The sequence below is a fragment of the Streptomyces sp. NPDC048590 genome (genome assembly GCF_043199535.1).
In the GTDB taxonomy this organism is placed as follows: domain Bacteria; phylum Actinomycetota; class Actinomycetes; order Streptomycetales; family Streptomycetaceae; genus Streptomyces.
In genome coordinates this window covers 392,816-409,929 of the sequence record NZ_JBICWC010000002.1, presented here as the reverse complement: position 1 = coordinate 409,929, position 17,114 = coordinate 392,816, and the positions used below count along the sequence as shown (strand labels likewise).

General features: G+C 71.5%; 16 protein-coding genes. 7 read left to right on the top strand and 9 right to left on the bottom strand.

Going from position 1 to position 17,114, the window contains the following annotated elements; translation table 11 throughout:
• From ACGFNN_RS06145 to ACGFNN_RS06135, 3 genes are all read right to left on the bottom strand, one after another.
• The gene (locus ACGFNN_RS06145) at nt 1–1,494 is read right to left on the bottom strand and encodes an APC family permease (protein ID WP_393553438.1); all 1,494 of its coding nucleotides are present in this window, start codon (nt 1,492–1,494) and stop codon (nt 1–3) included.
• Between the two features lie 129 nt (nt 1,495–1,623).
• Entirely contained in the window at nt 1,624–2,835 is a 1,212-nt protein-coding gene (locus ACGFNN_RS06140; protein ID WP_393553436.1) for a saccharopine dehydrogenase family protein, read from the bottom strand.
• Between the two features lie 354 nt (nt 2,836–3,189).
• Nucleotides 3,190–3,867: a uracil-DNA glycosylase gene (locus ACGFNN_RS06135; RefSeq protein ID WP_362543137.1), complete on the bottom strand. Its 678-nt coding sequence runs from the start codon at nt 3,865–3,867 to the stop codon at nt 3,190–3,192.
• 188 nt (nt 3,868–4,055) lie between these two features.
• On the opposite strand from ACGFNN_RS06135, the gene ACGFNN_RS06130 reads away from it, so the two are divergent.
• The gene (locus tag ACGFNN_RS06130) at nt 4,056–5,093 is read left to right on the top strand and encodes an N-acetylglucosamine kinase (RefSeq protein WP_393553434.1); all 1,038 of its coding nucleotides are present in this window, start codon (nt 4,056–4,058) and stop codon (nt 5,091–5,093) included.
• 172 nt (nt 5,094–5,265) lie between these two features.
• Nucleotides 5,266–6,189 carry a hypothetical protein gene (locus tag ACGFNN_RS06125; RefSeq protein WP_362543131.1) on the top strand — a complete coding sequence of 308 codons (924 nt, stop codon included), beginning with the start codon at nt 5,266–5,268 and terminating at the stop codon, nt 6,187–6,189.
• Nucleotides 6,190–6,274: 85 nt separating this feature from the next.
• On the opposite strand, the gene ACGFNN_RS06120 is transcribed toward ACGFNN_RS06125, so the two are convergent.
• From ACGFNN_RS06120 to ACGFNN_RS06105, 4 genes are all read right to left on the bottom strand, one after another.
• The gene (locus ACGFNN_RS06120) at nt 6,275–7,339 is read right to left on the bottom strand and encodes a lactonase family protein (RefSeq protein WP_393553432.1); all 1,065 of its coding nucleotides are present in this window, start codon (nt 7,337–7,339) and stop codon (nt 6,275–6,277) included.
• A gap of 182 nt (nt 7,340–7,521) precedes the next feature.
• Complete coding sequence (locus tag ACGFNN_RS06115; protein ID WP_393553430.1) at nt 7,522–9,036, bottom strand: FUSC family protein; 1,515 nt, start codon at nt 9,034–9,036, stop codon at nt 7,522–7,524.
• A gap of 314 nt (nt 9,037–9,350) precedes the next feature.
• The gene (locus ACGFNN_RS06110; protein ID WP_393553429.1) at nt 9,351–9,815 is read right to left on the bottom strand and encodes a hypothetical protein; all 465 of its coding nucleotides are present in this window, start codon (nt 9,813–9,815) and stop codon (nt 9,351–9,353) included.
• Between the two features lie 71 nt (nt 9,816–9,886).
• Nucleotides 9,887–10,540 (bottom strand): TetR/AcrR family transcriptional regulator, encoded by a 654-nt coding sequence (locus tag ACGFNN_RS06105; protein ID WP_393553427.1) that lies wholly within the window; start codon nt 10,538–10,540, stop codon nt 9,887–9,889.
• Nucleotides 10,541–10,668: 128 nt separating this feature from the next.
• On the opposite strand from ACGFNN_RS06105, the gene ACGFNN_RS06100 reads away from it, so the two are divergent.
• The 4 genes from ACGFNN_RS06100 to ACGFNN_RS06085 all read left to right on the top strand — a co-directional run bounded on the left by ACGFNN_RS06100 (nt 10,669) and on the right by ACGFNN_RS06085 (nt 14,188).
• Nucleotides 10,669–11,436 carry an SDR family NAD(P)-dependent oxidoreductase gene (locus tag ACGFNN_RS06100; protein WP_393553425.1) on the top strand — a complete coding sequence of 256 codons (768 nt, stop codon included), beginning with the start codon at nt 10,669–10,671 and terminating at the stop codon, nt 11,434–11,436.
• A gap of 132 nt (nt 11,437–11,568) precedes the next feature.
• Nucleotides 11,569–12,051, top strand: a complete 483-nt coding sequence (locus ACGFNN_RS06095; protein ID WP_393553423.1) for an Lrp/AsnC family transcriptional regulator — start codon at nt 11,569–11,571, stop codon at nt 12,049–12,051.
• 24 nt (nt 12,052–12,075) lie between these two features.
• The gene (locus ACGFNN_RS06090) at nt 12,076–12,765 is read left to right on the top strand and encodes an HAD family hydrolase (protein ID WP_393553421.1); all 690 of its coding nucleotides are present in this window, start codon (nt 12,076–12,078) and stop codon (nt 12,763–12,765) included.
• Between the two features lie 241 nt (nt 12,766–13,006).
• Nucleotides 13,007–14,188: a serine/threonine-protein kinase gene (locus tag ACGFNN_RS06085; protein WP_393553419.1), complete on the top strand. Its 1,182-nt coding sequence runs from the start codon at nt 13,007–13,009 to the stop codon at nt 14,186–14,188.
• A 10-nt stretch (nt 14,189–14,198) separates the two neighbouring features.
• Here the strand turns inward: ACGFNN_RS06085 and ACGFNN_RS06080 are convergent, their stop codons facing one another.
• The gene (locus ACGFNN_RS06080) at nt 14,199–15,191 is read right to left on the bottom strand and encodes an aldo/keto reductase (protein WP_393553417.1); all 993 of its coding nucleotides are present in this window, start codon (nt 15,189–15,191) and stop codon (nt 14,199–14,201) included.
• A 58-nt stretch (nt 15,192–15,249) separates the two neighbouring features.
• The gene (locus ACGFNN_RS06075) at nt 15,250–16,167 is read right to left on the bottom strand and encodes a family 16 glycosylhydrolase (RefSeq protein ID WP_393553416.1); all 918 of its coding nucleotides are present in this window, start codon (nt 16,165–16,167) and stop codon (nt 15,250–15,252) included.
• Nucleotides 16,168–16,536: 369 nt separating this feature from the next.
• Between ACGFNN_RS06075 and ACGFNN_RS06070 the strand changes: the two genes are divergently transcribed.
• A complete protein-coding gene (locus tag ACGFNN_RS06070) occupies nt 16,537–17,094 on the top strand; it encodes a DNA polymerase ligase N-terminal domain-containing protein (RefSeq protein ID WP_393553414.1) in 558 nt (185 codons plus the stop codon).
• The last annotated feature ends 20 nt before the right edge of the window (nt 17,095–17,114 follow it).

Below are 17,114 nucleotides of genomic sequence, written 5' to 3'. Positions count from 1 at the left end.
TCAGACCTCCTTGCCATCCATGAGCGTGGGGTCGACGACCCCCCGGCGCTCGGCCCAGAAGGCCGGGGACCGCAGCCGCAGCACCACCATGAACACCACGCCGATGAGGATGATCCCGATGCCGATCACGAGCGGCGGCCCCAGACCGAACCAGGAGGTTCCGCTGTACGAGTTCGCGGGGTCGGACATGTCGATGACCGATCTGACCAGGAGCCATGTCAGCAGACCGGCTCCGACCACGGGACCGAGGCCGATGAGCAGGAAGTCGCGCAGGCTCGATGTCAGCTGACGGCGGTAGTAGACCGCGCACGCCACACCGGTCAGTGCGTAGTAGAAGGCGATCAGCAGCGAGAGCGCCGTCAGTGAGTCGAAGAGCGCGTTCTCGCTGATCTGGTTGACGACGAGGTACCAGGCGATGGCGATGAAGGCCACCCACCAGGTGCTCACGTCGGGCGTCCGGAAGCGTGGGTTGATCCGGCCGAAGTGGGCCGGCAGAGCATGCCGACGAGCCATCGACAGTGCCGTACGCGACGCCGGGATGATGGTGGTCTGGGTCGAGGCGATCGCCGAGGTGGAGACGGCGAGCAGCACGATCCAGTCCCATCCGCCCATGACCTCCTCGGCCAGGAGGGCGAAGATGAACTCCTCCTCGTCGGCGTTCTCCGCCAGATACGCCGTTCCCGCGTAGGCGACGACGGCGAAGCCGACGGACAGGTAGGTCACCAGCAGGATCACCGTCGACCACACCCCGGCCTTTCCGGGTGCGGTGGCGGAGTCCTCCACCTCTTCGGTGAGGTTGACGGCCGATTCCCAGCCCCAGTAGATGAAGACGCCCAGCAGCAGACCGCTCGTGAGGGCCGCGCCGCCTGCGCCGAAGGGGTTGAGCCAGTCGACCGAGGGTCTGACCGAGTCGAACGACGTCGTCCCGGCGTAGACCCGGTAGAGCGCGACGACGACGAAGATGAGGAGGAAGGCCACCTGCGCCAGGATCAGAGCGTTCTGCACCTTGGCCGAGAGTTCGGTGCCGATGACGCAGAGGCCCGTCATGACGATGATCAGGATCACGGTGAGGAGTTGGCGGACGAAGGTGTTGTCAGCCCAGCTGTCGAGGCCGATGGCCATCAGCCCGAAGCTGACGGCGACATCCGCGAGGGACCCGACGACGAGCACCCCGGTCATCGTGATGGCCCAGCCGCCGAGCCAGCCGGTCCACGGCCCGAGTGCCCTGGTAACCCAGGAGAACGTGGTTCCGCAGTCCTGGTCGGCCTTGTTCAGGTAGAAGAAGGCCGAGGCGATCAGGAGCATCGGTACGAAGGAGGCGAAGAGGACTCCGGGCGCGTAGACGCCGACGAGAGCCACGATCGGCCCGATGACGGCGGCCACCGAGTAGGCGGGCGAGGTGGCGTTCAGCCCGATGACCAGCGCGTCGACGAAACCGATCGCGTTCGGTTTGAGGCTCGCCGGCGGGGCTGATCCTGCACGGTCCTCTGCCATGTTCCCTCGCTCGCTCACCGGCCCGAAGTAAAGGCGGAATATTTCCTTCCACATGCTAGGGAGCAGTGTGTGGGTGTGCACTTCGGACGAGGACGCTCCGATCCGCCGTCAGGAACCTTTCAGCGGAGGTCACTGCTCGCGCATGCCCCACGGAGCCCCGTACTCCGCGAGCAGATCGAGGAACGGCCGGGGAGGCATCGCCTCGGGACCCAGCACACCGGCGCCTCCCCAGGTGCCGTCCGAGAGGAGTTCGAGCGCGATCACAGGATTGATCGCGGTCTGCCAGACCACGGCCTGGGATCCGTACTCCCGCATCGACCACTGGTTGTCGACCACGTGGTAGAGGTAGACCTCCCGCGGCTTGCCCTCCTTGGTGCCCTTCACCCACGTACCCGCACACGTCTTCCCGTGCATCCGCTCGCCGAGTCCGGCCGGGTCCGGGAGACACGCGGCCACCACGTCACGGGGCGACACCTCGGCCACACCGGCGCCGCTCTTCACGGAGACCGGCTCCGTGCGGTCCAGGCCCAGCTTGTGGAGGGTGCGCAGCACCCCGATGAACTCGTCGCCGAGGCCGTACTTGAAGGTCACCCGCTTCGCCTTGAGCCAGCGGGGAACGAGAAGCACCTCCTCGTGCTCGACGTTGACGCACTCGACGGGCCCGATGCCCTCGGGGAAGTCGAAGACCTCGGGCTCGCTGAACGGGGCGGTGGTGAACCACCCCTTGTCCTGCTCGTAGACGACCGGCGGGTTCAGGCACTCCTCGATGGTGGTCCAGATACTGAAGGAGGGGGCGAACTCATAGCCTCCCACCGTCAGATCGGCGCCGTCGCGGATGCCGATCTCGTCGAAGAGTTCGTCGGAGGCGTAGCGCGCGAACACGTCCGAGAGCCCGGGCTCGACACCCATCCCGACCAGCGCGAGACGTCCGGCGGCCTCCCACTCTGCGGCGCGGTCGAACTGCGCGTCACCGAGCTTGACGCCGCACTGCTCGTACGGGCGGGAGGGATGAGGGTGGGACAGGGACATCGCCATGTCCAGGTAGTGCGCGCCATGGGCCAGGGCTGCGTCGAACAGCGGCATGACGAAGCGTGGATCGGTGGCGTTGAGCAGGACGTCGCAGCGGTGCTCGACGAGGACGGCGCGTACGGTCTCCTGCTCCGAGGCGTCCAGGCGGACCGCGCTGAAGCGGGCTCCGCTCTCCCCCAGTGCGGCGACGGCGGTCTCCGCCCGTCCCAGGTCGTAGTCGGCGACGACCATGTGCTCGAAGAACGGCCTGCGAGCCGCGATCCGGGTGATCGCCGAGCCCACTCCACCCGCGCCGACCAGGAGAATTCGCACCGGACACCACTCCTTCGGCGTCTGCCACGCCGACGACACCCCCGGGCCGGCCGACCCGGGGTGAGCGGAAGCTAACAGCCGCACGGTCCGGACACCGGACACCGCCCGGAGGGTGTCCCACGTCCGGGCCAGCCCGGCCCGACGAGCCACCCGGACGGACGCCTGCTCGCCCCGGACGCAAACCGGCCCCGCCGGCTGGGGGGGTGCCGGTGGGGCCGGGTGCTCACGGTGGTGCGGGGGCAGTCACCGGAACTCGGGTCGAAAGGCGTCTTCCCCGTACCGAACCGCCCATGCGGAGGTCGCCCCGGGTGTTCCGGACGAGCGGCGAGCGGATGCGACCGGGAACCCGGCGGCTCAGGGCAGACGCCAGTCCACGGGCTGCTCCCCGCCGCGGACCAGGTGGTCGTTCACCCGGCTGAAGGGCCGCGATCCGAAGAAGCCCCGGTCCGCGGACATGGGCGAGGGATGCGCCGACTCGACCGCGGGCAGTTCACCCAGCAGCGGGCGGAGATTGCGCGCGTCGCGTCCCCAGAGCACCGAGACCATCGGCTTGCCGCGGGCGACCAGGGCTCGGATCGCCTGCTCGGTCACTTCCTCCCAGCCTTTCCCGCGATGGGCGGCGGGCTTGCCCGGGGCCGTGGTCAGCGCGCGGTTGAGCAGGAGCACACCCTGGCGTGTCCACGGGGTCAGGTCTCCGTTGGAGGGCCTGGGGTGGCCGAGGTCGGTGTGCAGTTCTCGGAAGATGTTCTCCAGGCTGCCGGGAAGCCGCCGCACGTCCGGGGCGACCGCGAAGCTGAGCCCGATGGCCATACCCGGGGTCGGATAGGGGTCCTGACCCACGATCAGGACGCGTACGTCGTCGAAGGGCTGCTGGAAGGCGCGCAGAACGTTCTTCCCCGCCGGCAGGTAGGTCCGGCCCGCCCCGATCTCGGCGCGGAGGAAGTCGCCCATCGCCGCGACCCTGTCCGCCACGGGTTCCAACGCCTTGGCCCAGCCGGGCTCCACAAGTTCACTCAACGGTCGCGCTGCCACGGTCCTCACCCTACCGGCCTACACCGGTCGTGTGATCATCCGGCCCTGTACGGACATCGGACGGGAGCATAGGCTGCGCGTCGTCGTCACTCCCCCACCCCTCGGAGCCCTTGCATGAGGTCGCCGCAGCAGGCGCGGTCCCCGGAGACCGAGACGGTCCGACAGCTCCACGTCGCACGGCGGTTGCCGTGAACGGCTCCCCGGACGCGGAAGGCTTCTCGAACGTGCACGGTGGTCCGCAGGCGTTCGTCCTCGGGGTGGACTCGGGCGGCTCGGGACTGAGAGTGGGCCTGGGCGCCGAGGACGGACGGCAGCCGGCCGACACGGAGGTCTGCGGCACGCCGGTGCGGACGGGACCGGCGGGAATCGACGCCGGCCACATGCTGGAGCTGTTGCTCCCGGCGGTTCACCGCCTCCTGGAGCGGGCGGGACCGAGCGCGGTCATCACCGCCGCCGCCGTCGGCGCGGCCGGAATGGCGACCCTCGGCGACCGGTTGCGCGCCGAACTCCCCACCGCGCTCACCGGCGCGCTGGGCGTGCGGCGGGTGGCCCTGGCCGCCGATGCCGTCACGGCGTACACGGGTGCGCTGGGCCAGCGGCCCGGAGCGGTCGTGGCGGGCGGCACCGGGATGATCGCACTGGGGACCGATCTGAGTGAGTGGCGCAGGGCGGACGGCTGGGGACATCTCCTCGGCGACAGCGGCGGCGGTGCGTGGATCGGCCGGGCGGGGCTCGACGCGGCGATGCGGGCCCATGACGGCAGACGTGGCGGATCACCTGCGCTGCTGGCTCGACTCGAAGCGGTGTTCGGGTCGGCGGCCGGTCTCCCCGGCCTGCTCTATCCGCGTACCGACCGTCCCGCGCTCCTCGCCTCCTTCGCCCCGGAGGTCGCGGCGTGCGCCGCGGATGATCCGGTGGCGGCAAGGATCCTGTACGAGGCGGCGGCCCACATCGCGGAGGCGACTGCCGCCGTGTGCCCCGGCCCCTCTCACGCGGGAAACTGCGAGATCGCCCTCACCGGAGGGCTCTTCCGTATGGGCGAGCCTCTGCTCGGCCCGTTGCGCGAGGAACTGGCAGAGCAGGCACCCCAGGGGCGGTTGGTCCCGGCCGCGGGGGATCCGCTGCACGGCGCACTGGAGATCGCCAGGGCTCTCGCGGGGCCCGGGCTGCGCCTACCACCCCACCCCACACTCTTGTTCGTACCGGATTGTCCAGGGGGAACCTGACCAAGGACCGCCGAGTGCCTCACGGAGCGAGGTGCGCGATTCGCACGCCGTCCGCCCGGAGAGGGCAGGTCAGTCACCTCCCCCGTCACCCAACAGACATATACGGACAGATAACGCCTGACCGCCCCCTCCCCGAACAGAGAGGTACTCGAAACCAGTAGCATGCGGCGCCATGAGCACCCCCACTGGGCCCGCTTCCGGCCTGCCAGTACGAATGCCGCGACCTCGCCAGTCCGGACGGCACCGCCGCCCGGAGCCCGTGGTCGCACCTGAGGGCGCCGCCGCGCTCGTTCTCGCCCTTCCGGGCACCCCTTCCCCCGCCTCGCGCAGCCTGGCCGAGGAAGTCATCAGCATCGCGCGTTCCGAGCTGCCCGGCCTGAACGCCCGTATCGGCTACCTCGACGGCGACGACGCCGAGTACCCGACGCTCGCCTCCGTGCTCACGCACACCGCCGCGGAGCGGACGGCGCGCTACGAACAGGCGATCGCCGCCGGCCGTGAGGTGGCCGAGCCCTCGGGCCCGTCCGCCGTCGTGGTCCCGCTCCTCGCGGGTCCGGACAGCGCCCTGATCAGGCGCATACGGCAGGCCATGATGGACAGTGGCACCCAGGCGGAGCTGACCGACGTGCTCGGGCCGCACCCGCTGCTGGCCGAAGCCCTGCACGTACGGCTCTCGGAGGCCGGTCTGGCACGCGCCGACCGCGCGCGGCTGTTCACCGTGGCGACGGCCGCGGACGGCATCATCCTGGCGACGGTGGGCGGCGAGGAGGCCGTGCAGGCCGCCGGGATCACGGGCATGCTGCTGGCCGCCCGTCTCGCGGTGCCGGTGATGGCCGCGGCCCTGGACGTGGACGGTTCGATCGCGTCGATCGCGGAGCAGCTGCAGAACTCCGGCTCCGCGCAGCTCGCCCTGGCGCCGTACCTGGTGGGTCCCGAGATCAGTGCGGAGCTGCTGGAAGCGGCGGCGAAGGAGGCCGGCTGCGCGACGGCCGAGCCCCTGGGCGCGTATCCGGCCATCGGCAAGCTGGTGCTGTCGCTCTACGCGACGGCGCTGGGGATCACCCCGGCGACGCCTCAGGGCGCACAGGCGCACTGACCCGTACCCGTACGCGGGGAGGCGCGGACCGGAGAGCCGGTCCGCGCCTCCGTGCGTGGGTGACGAGCGCGCTGCGGCGTGCTCGTCAGGCGAAGATCACGCAGGAGGCGGCCGGGGCCTCGAATGAGCCCGCGTGCGCGGGAATGCCCGTTTCCGCGTCCACCGCGAACCAGCTGACGTTCCCGGAGTGCTCGTTGGCGGCGTACAGCCACTGCCCCGAGGGGTCGAGGGTCAGGTCACGGGGCCAGCGGCCACCGCAGCCGACCGCCGCCACCAGGACGGCCTTCTCGCCCGACTCGTCGAGCGTCAGCACCGAGATGCTGTCGTGCCCGCGGTTCGCGGTCCACAGGAACCGGCCGTCGTGCGAGACCACCACCTCGGACGGGTACGTACGCACGGCGGCGCCCCCGTCGTTCCCCTCCGGGAGCACCGGCGTCTCCCCGAGGGGCTCGACCCGCCCGGCGACGGCGTCCCAGCGGCACACGGTGACGGTCGGTTCCAGCTCGTTCAGGACGTAGAGGTGACGCCCGGACGGATGAAAGGCGAGGTGGCGCGGCCCGGTCCCGGGGCGCAGCGCCGTCTCCGTGTGCAGCCGCAGGCTTCCGGTCCCGGCGTCGAGGGCGCAGACGCGCACGGAGTCCGTGCCGAGGTCCACGCTCAGCAGCCACGCCCCGGACGGATCGGCGAGGACCTGGTGGGCGTGCGGGGCCGACTGTCGGCTCTCGTCGGGGCCGCTGCCCTCGTGGATCAGCACGTCGCTCGCCGAGCCCGGGGCCCCGTCCCCCCCCAGGGGCAGGGCGGTGACGCTGCCGGACCCGTAGTTGGCGGTGAGCAGATGGCCTTCTGTGACGGCGAGGTGGGTGGGACCGCTCCCGCCGACCGGCCGCACCTCTCCGTGGGGACGCGGAGTGCCGTCGTCGTCGAGGGTGAAGGCCGCCGCGGCGCCCGGGGAGGTCTCGCTCACCGCGTACAGCACGGTGGTGCCGTTCGCCCGGCCGACCGCGAGGAACGAGGGGTCGGCCACGGAATCGGTGGCCGCGAGCGCGGTGGGCTCCCCGGTGTCCCTGTCGACCGCGGCGACGATGATCCCTCGCCCGCCCGCCGAGGTGAACGACCCTATGAATGCCCGCTGTGCGTGGTCGGCGCCCATCGCGCTACCCCTCTTCGCGTCCGTCACGATCTTCCCGGCCGACGGTAGCAGGCAGGCGGTCGCGGCCCGGACCGTGACGGCGCACCGGGCCGGCGGTGGCCGAGGGCCCGACTTCCGGGCCGGCTGAGGCCTTGGGACGGCACACCTCGTGTCCGGCGCTCGGCCCGCGTGGGAGACCGGGCTCAGGCCCCGGCGGCTATCCGGCCGGGCCTGCGCAGGGGGACGGCGAGATCGAGCAGGGCGCGCTCCAGTGCGTGGAGGTGGGCGAGCACGTGTTCGGCCCCCGTCGGGTCCGCGACCTTCGTCTCGTCGAGGCGCGGATGGCGCACGGAGGCAGGCGCCGCTTCGGTGAGTGCCTCCACGGCGGTTTCCACCCGCCAGCAGGCAGCGGCGAGCCGGATGTCGTGGGAGGCCTCCGGATCGGCGGCGACGGAAGCCAGGCCGCGCACCTCGCGTGCGCAGTCGTCGAGGAGCAGGAGTACCTGCCGAGCCCGGCGCTTGCGGGCCCTGAGGGGGTTGAGCGGGTGCACCAGCGGCGCGAGCGACAGCCGCACCCGGCCCAGGATCGCCTCCAGCTCGGCCACGCGCCGAGGCGGGTCGGCGTCCTCGCTCCCGGCGAGGCGGGCGGCGGCCTCCGCCGTGCAGGTGTGTACGCACCGCAGCGCCCGCTCCACCCACGCCTCGGTCACCGAGTGCGTGGTCACGGGAAGGACTAGCAGAACCGCCAGCACGGCGCCCAGCGCCCCCACCGCCGTCTCGGTCGCCCGCAGCAGCAGAAGTCCGGTGTCGAGCACGCCGAGCAGCCCATACAGCATGCTGGCCATGACGGTGACGGCCAGCATCATCCAGGTGTAGGAGACCGCGGCGGTGTAGAAGATCCCGAACAGGCTCAACGCCACGACCACCGCGACGACGACCGGCTGGTGGTGCAACGGCACGGCGAGGGCGAAGCCCAGGCCGATCCCGAGGACCGTGCCCAGGAAGCGCCGGAATCCCCGTACGACGGTCTCGCCGCGCGAGGTCGTGGCGACGAACACCCACCAGGTCGCGCCGACCGCCCAGTACCAGCGCTGGTCGGACAGCACCTGTCCTGCCGCGAGGGCGAAGGCGGCACCCGCGGTCGCCTGCACCGCCTGCCGCGTCGTGATCCGTGCCAGACCTGTCGCTGCGTCGGGCAGCGCGGCGGGCGCGGGAACCGTGATCCGCCGTTCGTAGCACCACACCCCGAACCGCACCACCGCCGACGCGGCGACGGACAGCAGCACGGCCGCGTACAGTTCGGGCAGCTGATCCGGCACGGTGTGCAGGAACTGGGCCGAGAAGTACGCCATGAACCCGAACACCCCCAGCGAGTGCCCGCGCGGCCCCCAACGCCGTGCGTAGACCCCGGCGCCCACGACGGCGAGGAATGCCAGGTCGCGCGCGGCGGGGGCGTCGTGCAGGAGGGCGGCGAGCGTGAGCACCGGCAGGCCGACGACGGGGAGGAGCGCGGTCGTGACCGCCTGCCCGCGCACCGTCGGATCCGTGACCGTGAACAGGGCGAGCAGCGCGGCCAGGCCGCCGGCGATGGCCGCCTCCAGGGAGTGGCCCACCGCCCCGCACAGCGTGACGGCGAGACCGATGCCGAGCACGGCACGCGAAGCGAACCGGAGCCGAATCCGCCCCGGGTCGGGTGCGACGAACGCCCTCTTCAGCAAGTTACCTAGCACCTTTCACGCATGGGCCGGCCTGGACATGAGAAAGGCGCTACAGAGATCCCGGAGGGATCCGCAGCGCCATTGACCTCTTCATTTCAGCATCAGGCCCACTGTTGGTTCAACCCGATCCGTTTCCCCTGGTCCAATGGCACAGTCTCACCTCGGCATGCTCCGCCGTGGCAGAGCCAACGGACCAGGCTCGGCACGGTCGGACCGTTGTCGCACCGCTCGATGGGTCCCGCGCCGGCCAGGGCCGCGCGGGGAGATTCCCCACGCGCCTACGCGGGTTCGACACGACCCGCCTTCTGCCACGCTCAGCGGCCGTACGTGGTCCGGCACAGATCGACGATGTCGGTCGAAGCGACTCCCCGGCCCGTCGCGCAGACGGAGCCCATGTCGTGCGGGGGCCGCGGCAGGGCGGCCCGAGGGGTGCCGATGCGGCGCGGCTCCGGCTGCCGGGGCATCCGGAGACGAGGCACGCCTTCGACCTCACGGCGAGCGGGCAGGACGGCCTCGCCGGCCTGCCTGGCCGGCCTGTCAGCACGCTCCCTCTCCTCGCGACCGCGCTTCTCGCCGCGCACCGGCCGCTCCTCGGACCTGCCGAGGGAGTCATGGACCGCCGGGGGCGCGACCGGCGGGCCGGACGCCCTCACGGGCTCGTCGCCGGAGCGCGGGCCGGACACCGGGGCGGCGGGCCTCACCGTCTCGGGCTGCACGGACACACAGCCGGCCGTACTCAGCAGAGCGAGGAGCGCGAGGGACAGCGACCGGAGGTTCATGCCTGGTCAACGACGGTACGGGCGGCCGGACACGTGCCGGAGCGACCGGTTCCGAGTACGTTCCGCCGCAGTCAGCCGGGCAGGCCGGGCCGGGCGATCTCCAGGGCGCGGGCGAGGGTCCGGGGCAGTTCGGACGCCTGCGGGTCCGCTCCCCCCGCCCACTGCTCCACGGCTACGCGCAGGACACCGTTGAGGACGGTCGCGTGCACCCGCGGGGCGAGGTCTTCGGGGGACAGCCCCATCCGCTCGGCGACGACCTCCGCGAACACCAGCTCCGCGTCGTGGTGGACCTGGAGCCACACGGCCCGCAGTCCCGGTTCGGTCAGGGTGAGCCGCACCAGGTCGCGCAGGGCGTCGGGGTCGGTGCCGGAGCCCGGGAGCGAGGAGGCGTCACCGAGGACGGCTTCCACCAGTGGCCTGTCGTGCGGCCACGACCTCATGAGCGCGGTCACGAAGTCGAGGGCGTACGTCAGGAGAGGGCGGACGCAGAGTTCCTTGGACGAGGTGTAGCGCCAGAGGGTCCGCTGGGAGATCCCCGCGGCCGAGGCGATCTCCTCGGCGGTCGTCGCGGCCACTCCATGGGCGGCGAAGAGACGCACGGCTTCACGGGCGATCTCCAGCCGCGTCGCGGCCTTGCGGCGTTCGGTCAGCGGCGGGCGCCCGAGCCGGGCGCCGCCACCGCCCGCCATGGGGCCCAGCCCCCCTCCGACGTGCGCGGCGTCCATGAACCGGCAACCTCCCTCTAGAGCTGCGGCCATCGTAGCCAGTTCTTTTCTGTCGCACTCCGCCATTTTGGCGCTCAATGCCAATAAAGATAGCCTGCTGCTCCACCCACGGACACGAGGAGCATCACGTGAGCGTCACCACCAGCGGAAGCGGCCGCAGCGTCATCGTCACCGGAGCCGGATCCGGCATCGGACGGGCCACGGCCCTGCTGTTCGCGAAGGAGGGAGCCCGCCTGGTGATCGCCGATGTCGACGGCGCCTCGGCGCAGGCTGCGGCCGCGGAGGTGGAGAAGGCGGGTGGAACCGCGGTCACGGCGGTCGGGGATCTGCGGGAGCAGGCGGTCGTCGACCAGGTCGTGGCGACCGCGGTCCGGGAGTTCGGCGGGATAGACGTTCTCGTCAACAACGCCGGGATCATGGACAGCATGTCGGCGGCCGCCGACACGGGCGACGACGAGTGGGAGCGTGTCATCGGCATCAACCTCACCGCCCCCTTCCGCCTGACGCGGGCCGCGCTTCCGCACATGCTCGAGGCCGGCCGCGGCGCGATCGTCTTCACCGCGTCCGAGGCGTCCCTGAGGGGCAGCGCGGCGGGCGCCGCGTACACCGCGTCGAAGCACGGCATCGCCGGCCTGACCAAGTCGCTGGCCGTCATGTACCGCGACAAGGGCATCCGCACCAACGCCATCGCGCCGGGCGGCACCGTCACCAACATCCGGGTCGAGGCGGACCGCGAGGCCCATGGCCCCGCCGCCCTCGCCCCCTACATGGGCAACGTCGGCAAGCCCGCGCAGGCGGAGGAGCAGGCGGCCGCGATCGTCTTCCTCGCGTCGGCCGCGGCCGGCAACATCAACGGGGCGATCCTCCCCGTCGACAACGGCTGGTCGGCGGTCTGAGCGACGGGCACCAGCTCCCCGGCCCGGCCCGCGCCACGGCCGGCCGGGCGCGGACCGCTCCCCGCGCCCTGCCGCGGCGCCCTGGGTACAGTCGGGCGACCGGTCCCCGAGCCAGGAGGAGAACAGCCGGACATGGCGGTGGACACCCTCGACACCCGCATCCTCCGGCTGCTCATCGAGCAGCCGCGCACCAGCGTGCGCGAGTACGCACGTGTCCTGGGCATCGCGCGCGGCACGCTCCAGGCCAGGCTGGACCGTCTGGAGCGGGACGGGGTGATCACGGGTACGGGTCCTTCCCTCTCCCCGGCCGCGCTCGGCCACCCGGTGCTCGCGTTCGTCCACCTCGAGGTCACCCAGGGGCATCTGGACGAGGTGGGTGACGCGCTCTCGGCCGTGCCGGAGATCATCGAGGCGTTCTCCACCACAGGGGGCGGCGATCTGCTGACGCGGGTGGTGGCCCGTGACAACGGTCATCTCGAGGACGTGATCCAGCGGCTGATCCAGCTTCCCGGCGTGGTGAGGACCCGGACCGAGGTGGCTCTGCGCGAGCGCGTGGCCCACCGCGTCCTGCCCCTGGTCGAGGCGGTGGGGCGGACAGCGAGCGGCTCCGGCTGAGCGCCCTCGGGCATGCTGGGAGCCATGAGGATCCAGCAGCTCCCGGCCCCGGCGGTCATCTTCGACCTCGACGGCACGCTCATCGACAGCGAGCCGAACTACTACGAGGCCGGGCGCCGGCTTCTCGCCCGTCACGGTGTACATGACTTCAGCTGGGCGAACCACACCCGCTTCATCGGTATCGGCACGCGCGAGACGCTCACCGTCCTGCGCGAGGAGTACGGGATCGAGGCGCCGGTCGAGGAGCTGCTGGCCGGCAAGAACGCCCTCTACCTGGAGCTCGCCGGCAGTTCCACCGCCGCCTTCCCCGAGATGCGGGCCCTCGTGGAACGTCTGCACGGGCAGGGGGTCCCGATGGCGGTGGCCTCCGGCTCGTCCGGAGCCGCCATCGAGGCCACGCTCGCGGTCACGGGGCTGAGGGACTACCTGCCCGTCCTCGTTTCCGCCGAAGAAGTCGCCCACGGCAAGCCGGCACCGGACGTGTTCCTGGAGGCCGCCCGGCGACTGGGGGTGGCACCGGATTCCTGCGTGGTGCTGGAGGACGCGGTACCGGGCGTGAAGGCCGCCCGCGCGGCAGGAATGCGCTGTGTGGCGATTCCCGACACCGAAGTAGTCTCGGACCGGGCCGCGTTCGGAGAGGCCGACCTCCTCTTCCCGGGCGGCCAGGCCGAGTTCACCGCCGAGGCGGTACTCAGCTGGCTGAACACCGGCTGAGAACGGCTGTTTCCGGCCCACCGGTCGGGCCGATCCGCGGTTCCTGGCCAAGGCCGGGCGAACCGCGGTCCCTGGGGCGGATATCCTGATCATGCCGCGCACCCCGAAGCACCGTACCGGGGCGATGAGTCCGATGGGGTCACCGCCGCGGCAGTCGGAGCGGGCCACGATTCGAGATTGGTGTGCACAGGTGCTGGTTGCTGGGCGGTACCGGCTGATATCCCCCATCGGCCGTGGCGGAATGGGCGAAGTGTGGCGCGCCACCGACGAGGTGCTGGGGCGCGCCGTGGCGGTGAAGCTGCTGCTGGGCGACCAGGCCGACGCCTCGTCCACCGCGCGCTTCCGCCTGGAGGCGCAGACGGCCGCGCGACTGAGCCATCCTCACCTGGTGGCGGTGTTCGACTTCGGCGCGTGGGAGGACCGCTTCTTCCTGGTGATGGAGCTGGTCGAGGGCCGAAGCCTCGGGGATCTACTGGAGAGTCAGGAACGGGTCCTGCCCGAACAGGTCGCCCACATGGCCGGGCAGGCCGCCGCGGGCCTCGCCGCCGCTCATCGGCAGGGCATCGTCCACCGGGACATCAAGCCGGGCAACCTGATGCTCGACGCCGACGGCTCCGTGAAGATCGGGGACTTCGGTATCGCCCAGTTCGTGGACGATCCCGCCACAGCGCTGACCACGGCGGGACACATCGTGGGCACCAGCCTGTACCTGGCGCCCGAGCGGGCTCTCGGGCGGACCGCCGACTCGGCCTCGGACATGTACTCACTCGGCTGCGTCATCTACCAACTTCTGGTCGGACAGCCGCCGTTCCGTTCCGACACCGCGACGGCGACCCTGTACCAGCACGTGGACACACCGCCGGTGCCGGTCCGGCAACGGGGCGTCGACATCTCCCCCGCGTTCGACTCCTACTTGTTGGGCCTGCTCGCGAAGCAGCCGGAGGACCGGCCGACCGCACAACAGGTCGCGGACTGGTTCCGTACCGACGCCTGGCGGGGGCACCCCGAGCCTCTCCCCCGGCACACATCGCCGGTCGCTCCGCCCGCCCGGCCGCGAACCGCCCAGGCGTCCGCTCCGGCCCCGGCCTCCCCGCCCGACGGCGGCGCGTCGAGACACCGGCTGCCACAGGCCACCGGACGGAGGCGGGCGGCGCCCGCGGCCCGCACCGCCAGATCCGCCGCGCGTCCGGCGGCGGGGCGCCGTTTCAGTACGGGGGAAGCCATCCGTCGCCGCCCCCGCGTGGCGAGCGCGGTGGCCGGAACGGTCGCCTTCCTGGCGGCGGTCTACCTCGGCACGGTCATCTTCGCTCCGGACACCGGGGCGGCGAACACTCCCGAGCCCGGTTCCAGCCCGACCGCCGGCATCGAATCGCCCTCGGCCGCACCCGTGATGGATCCCGCCGAGGGCGACGGGGACGACTGAACCCCTCGCTTCACCAGCGCGCGTGTACCTCCGCGCGGATCCGGCGGTCGTAGAGGTCACGTACGGCGTCCAGCGTGCCCTGCGTGAGCGGCGGGAGGGCGGCGGCCGAGGCGTTGGCACGTGCCTGGCCGACCGAACGCGCACCGGGGATCACGGAGGTGACGCCGGGCTGCTGGATGATCCAGCGCAGCGCGGTCTGGGCCGGGGTGGCGTTCTCGGGCACGAGACCGGAGAACTCGGCGGCGGCCGATACCCCCGTGCGGAAGTCGACCCCCGAGAACGTCTCGCCCTGGTCGAACGCCTCGCCGTGGCGGTTGTACGTGCGGTGGTCCTCGGGCGCGAAGACCGTGTCGGCGGTGTACCGGCCCGACAGCAGCCCGGAGGCGAGCGGCACCCGGGCGATGATTCCGACCCCGGCCTCCACGGCTGCGGGAAGGACCTCGTCCAGGGGCTTGAGCCGGAACGGGTTGAGGATGATCTGGACACTGGCGACGCCGGGCCGGGAGATCGCCGTCAGCGCTTCCGCGCACGTCTCGACACTCACCGCGTAGGCGGCGATCCGCTGCTCGGCGACGAGCGTGTCGAGGGCGTCGTACACGGCGTCGGAGGAGAGCACCGAGGCCGGCGGGCAGTGGAGCTGCACGAGGTCGAGGATGTCGACGCCGAGGTTGGTACGGGAACGGTCGTTCCAGCTACGGAAGTTGTCCAGTACGTAGTTCTCCGGCAGCTGTTCGGCGCGGCGGCCCATCTTGGTGGCGACGAACACATCGGCGTCCGGACGGTCCTTCAGATAACGGCCGATGATCTGTTCGCTGCGGCCGTCACCGTAGACGTCGGCGGTGTCGAAGAAGGTGACGCCGGATTCGACGGCCGCGTCGAGGACACCGAAGGCGTCGGCCTCCTCCACCTCGCCCCAGTCCCCGCCCAGCTGCCAGGTTCCCTGCCCCACGACCGATACGTCACGGCCGGTCCTGCCGAGTGTGCGCTGCTCCATGCGGATCATGCTACGCCGGGCCGCCCGGTCCGGCGGCGGTCACCGCCGCGGGACCGGGCGCACGTCCTCAGTCGCCGGTCGTCACACGGACGTAGTCCACGACTAGCTGCTGCGGAAGGACGGTGCTGCCGTCCGGGTCGCCCGGCCAGTAGCCGCCTACGGCGAGGTTGAGGATGAGGAAGAACGGCTTGTCGAAGACCCAGGGGTTGCCGCCCAGGTCGGCGGGGGTCCTGCGCTGGTAGACGGTCCCGTCGACGGACCAGGTGATCGAGTCGGGGGCCCAGTCGACGGCGAAGGTGTGGAAGTCGTCGGCGAAGGCCGCCCCTCCCGGAAGGGAGTAGGCGGCGCCGATCCCGCCTGAACCGGAGTAGCCGGGGCCGTGCAGGGTGCCGTGGACGGTGCCGGGTTCGAAGCCGACGTTCTCCATGATGTCGATCTCGCCGCTGTTGGGCCAGCCGACGCTGCCGATGTCCGCACCGAGCATCCAGAACGCCGGCCAGATGCCCTGCCCGCGCGGGATCTTCATCCGGCTCTCGACGTGACCGTAGGTCGCGGTGAACTTGCCGGACGTGTTGAGACGGGACGAGGTGTACTCGCAGGTCCCGTACCAGCACTGATAGTTGCCGGGATTCTCCTTGCGTGCGGTGATGACGAGGTTGCCCTGGCCGTCGAGGGCGGCGTTGCTGGTTCCGGCCGTGTAGTACTGGCGCTCGTGGTTGGAGACGTTGTCACCCGTCTCGGTCAGCCACTTACCGCCGTCGACGGCGGACCCGGCGGGGCCGTCGAAGCCGTCCTCGAAGGCCACCGCCATCGTCCGGGCGGCGGGGGCCGGCGCGTCGGCGTGGGGGCCTGACGCGGCCGAGGCTCCGGCGGGCAGTGCGGTCATGACCACCGAGCAGCAGAGCAGGGAGAGCGCGGTGTAGAGCGTCGTGCGGCGCCTCTTCGAGGAGCGGTGCGGTGCGGCCTGGGGGGAAGGCACAGTCATCACATCTTTTCCGGTGGGGGGAAATGACGGTCATGCACATGACAGATGGATGTCGAGAGGTGAACGCTTGGCGCAGCTGCCCCACGCGTTTCTTTCAACACTTGATTTAAGGCAGGGCCCCGTGCCCCCGTCAAGGAGTTGGTACGGACCGCGTGCGAAGGGAAGCCGTCGGCCGTCCCGGCCTCGCGGTGCGGCACGCGGTCCACGGCAGCACAGTGGAGGGAGGGACATCGGCTCACCGGCGGCCGGGTCGGGTGGTCAGGCATCGCCGGAACGGCCCGTACCACCGCGTGAGGGAGCGGCTGGACGCGTTGTCCGGGCGTTGACGGGTCAGCGCCGTCCCACCGCTCACCGGCGGAAGGATCAGGGATGGACAGCGAGAGCGGGACCCTGCGTTTCGTGGTGCAGATCCATGACGCCCGGCGTATGCATTTCGACTTCCGTCTGGAGGTCGACGGCGTCCTGAAGTCATGGGCGGTGCCGCGTGGCCCCTCGGACAACCCGAGCGACAAACGGCTCGCCGTGCCGACCGACGACCATCCGCTGGAGTACCGCGAGTTCGAGGGCGTCATCCCCCAGGACGAGCAGGGCGGCGGCACGGTGATCGTCTGGGACCAGGGCACCTACAGCCCGACCAGCCATGACCTCGAAGGGGCACCCGTACCCTTCGCCGAGTCTCTGGAGAACGGGCACGCCACCTTCCGGCTGGAGGGGACGAAGCTGCACGGCGAGTTCGCCCTCACCCGGTTCCACATCGACGACGAGGACGGGATCCGAGGTCCGGAGGCCTGGCTGCTGATCAAGGCCAACGACCGTCAGGCCGTCCACGACCGGCCGGGCACCCCTGATCCCTACCACGCGCGATCCGCCCGCACCGGACGCACCCTGCACCAGGTGGCCGTGGCGGCGCGCGACGGCGCCGGTTGAGCGCTCGGCACAGGGTCCAC

Bases quoted from the DNA above. Each gene is read 5' to 3' on its own strand.
- ACGFNN_RS06145 (WP_393553438.1), bottom strand. From the start codon at position 1,494: ATGGCAGAGGACCGTGCAGGATCAGCCCCGCCGGCGAGCCTCAAACCG.
- ACGFNN_RS06090 (WP_393553421.1), top strand. From the start codon at position 12,076: ATGAGGATCCAGCAGCTCCCGGCCCCGGCGGTCATCTTCGACCTCGAC.
- ACGFNN_RS06095 (WP_393553423.1), top strand. From the start codon at position 11,569: ATGGCGGTGGACACCCTCGACACCCGCATCCTCCGGCTGCTCATCGAG.
- ACGFNN_RS06085 (WP_393553419.1), top strand. From the start codon at position 13,007: ATGGGCGAAGTGTGGCGCGCCACCGACGAGGTGCTGGGGCGCGCCGTG.
- ACGFNN_RS06110 (WP_393553429.1), bottom strand. From the start codon at position 9,815: ATGAACCTCCGGTCGCTGTCCCTCGCGCTCCTCGCTCTGCTGAGTACG.
- ACGFNN_RS06080 (WP_393553417.1), bottom strand. From the start codon at position 15,191: ATGATCCGCATGGAGCAGCGCACACTCGGCAGGACCGGCCGTGACGTA.
- ACGFNN_RS06125 (WP_362543131.1), top strand. From the start codon at position 5,266: ATGAGCACCCCCACTGGGCCCGCTTCCGGCCTGCCAGTACGAATGCCG.
- ACGFNN_RS06120 (WP_393553432.1), bottom strand. From the start codon at position 7,339: ATGGGCGCCGACCACGCACAGCGGGCATTCATAGGGTCGTTCACCTCG.
- ACGFNN_RS06070 (WP_393553414.1), top strand. From the start codon at position 16,537: ATGGACAGCGAGAGCGGGACCCTGCGTTTCGTGGTGCAGATCCATGAC.
- ACGFNN_RS06105 (WP_393553427.1), bottom strand. From the start codon at position 10,540: ATGGACGCCGCGCACGTCGGAGGGGGGCTGGGCCCCATGGCGGGCGGT.
- ACGFNN_RS06075 (WP_393553416.1), bottom strand. From the start codon at position 16,167: ATGACTGTGCCTTCCCCCCAGGCCGCACCGCACCGCTCCTCGAAGAGG.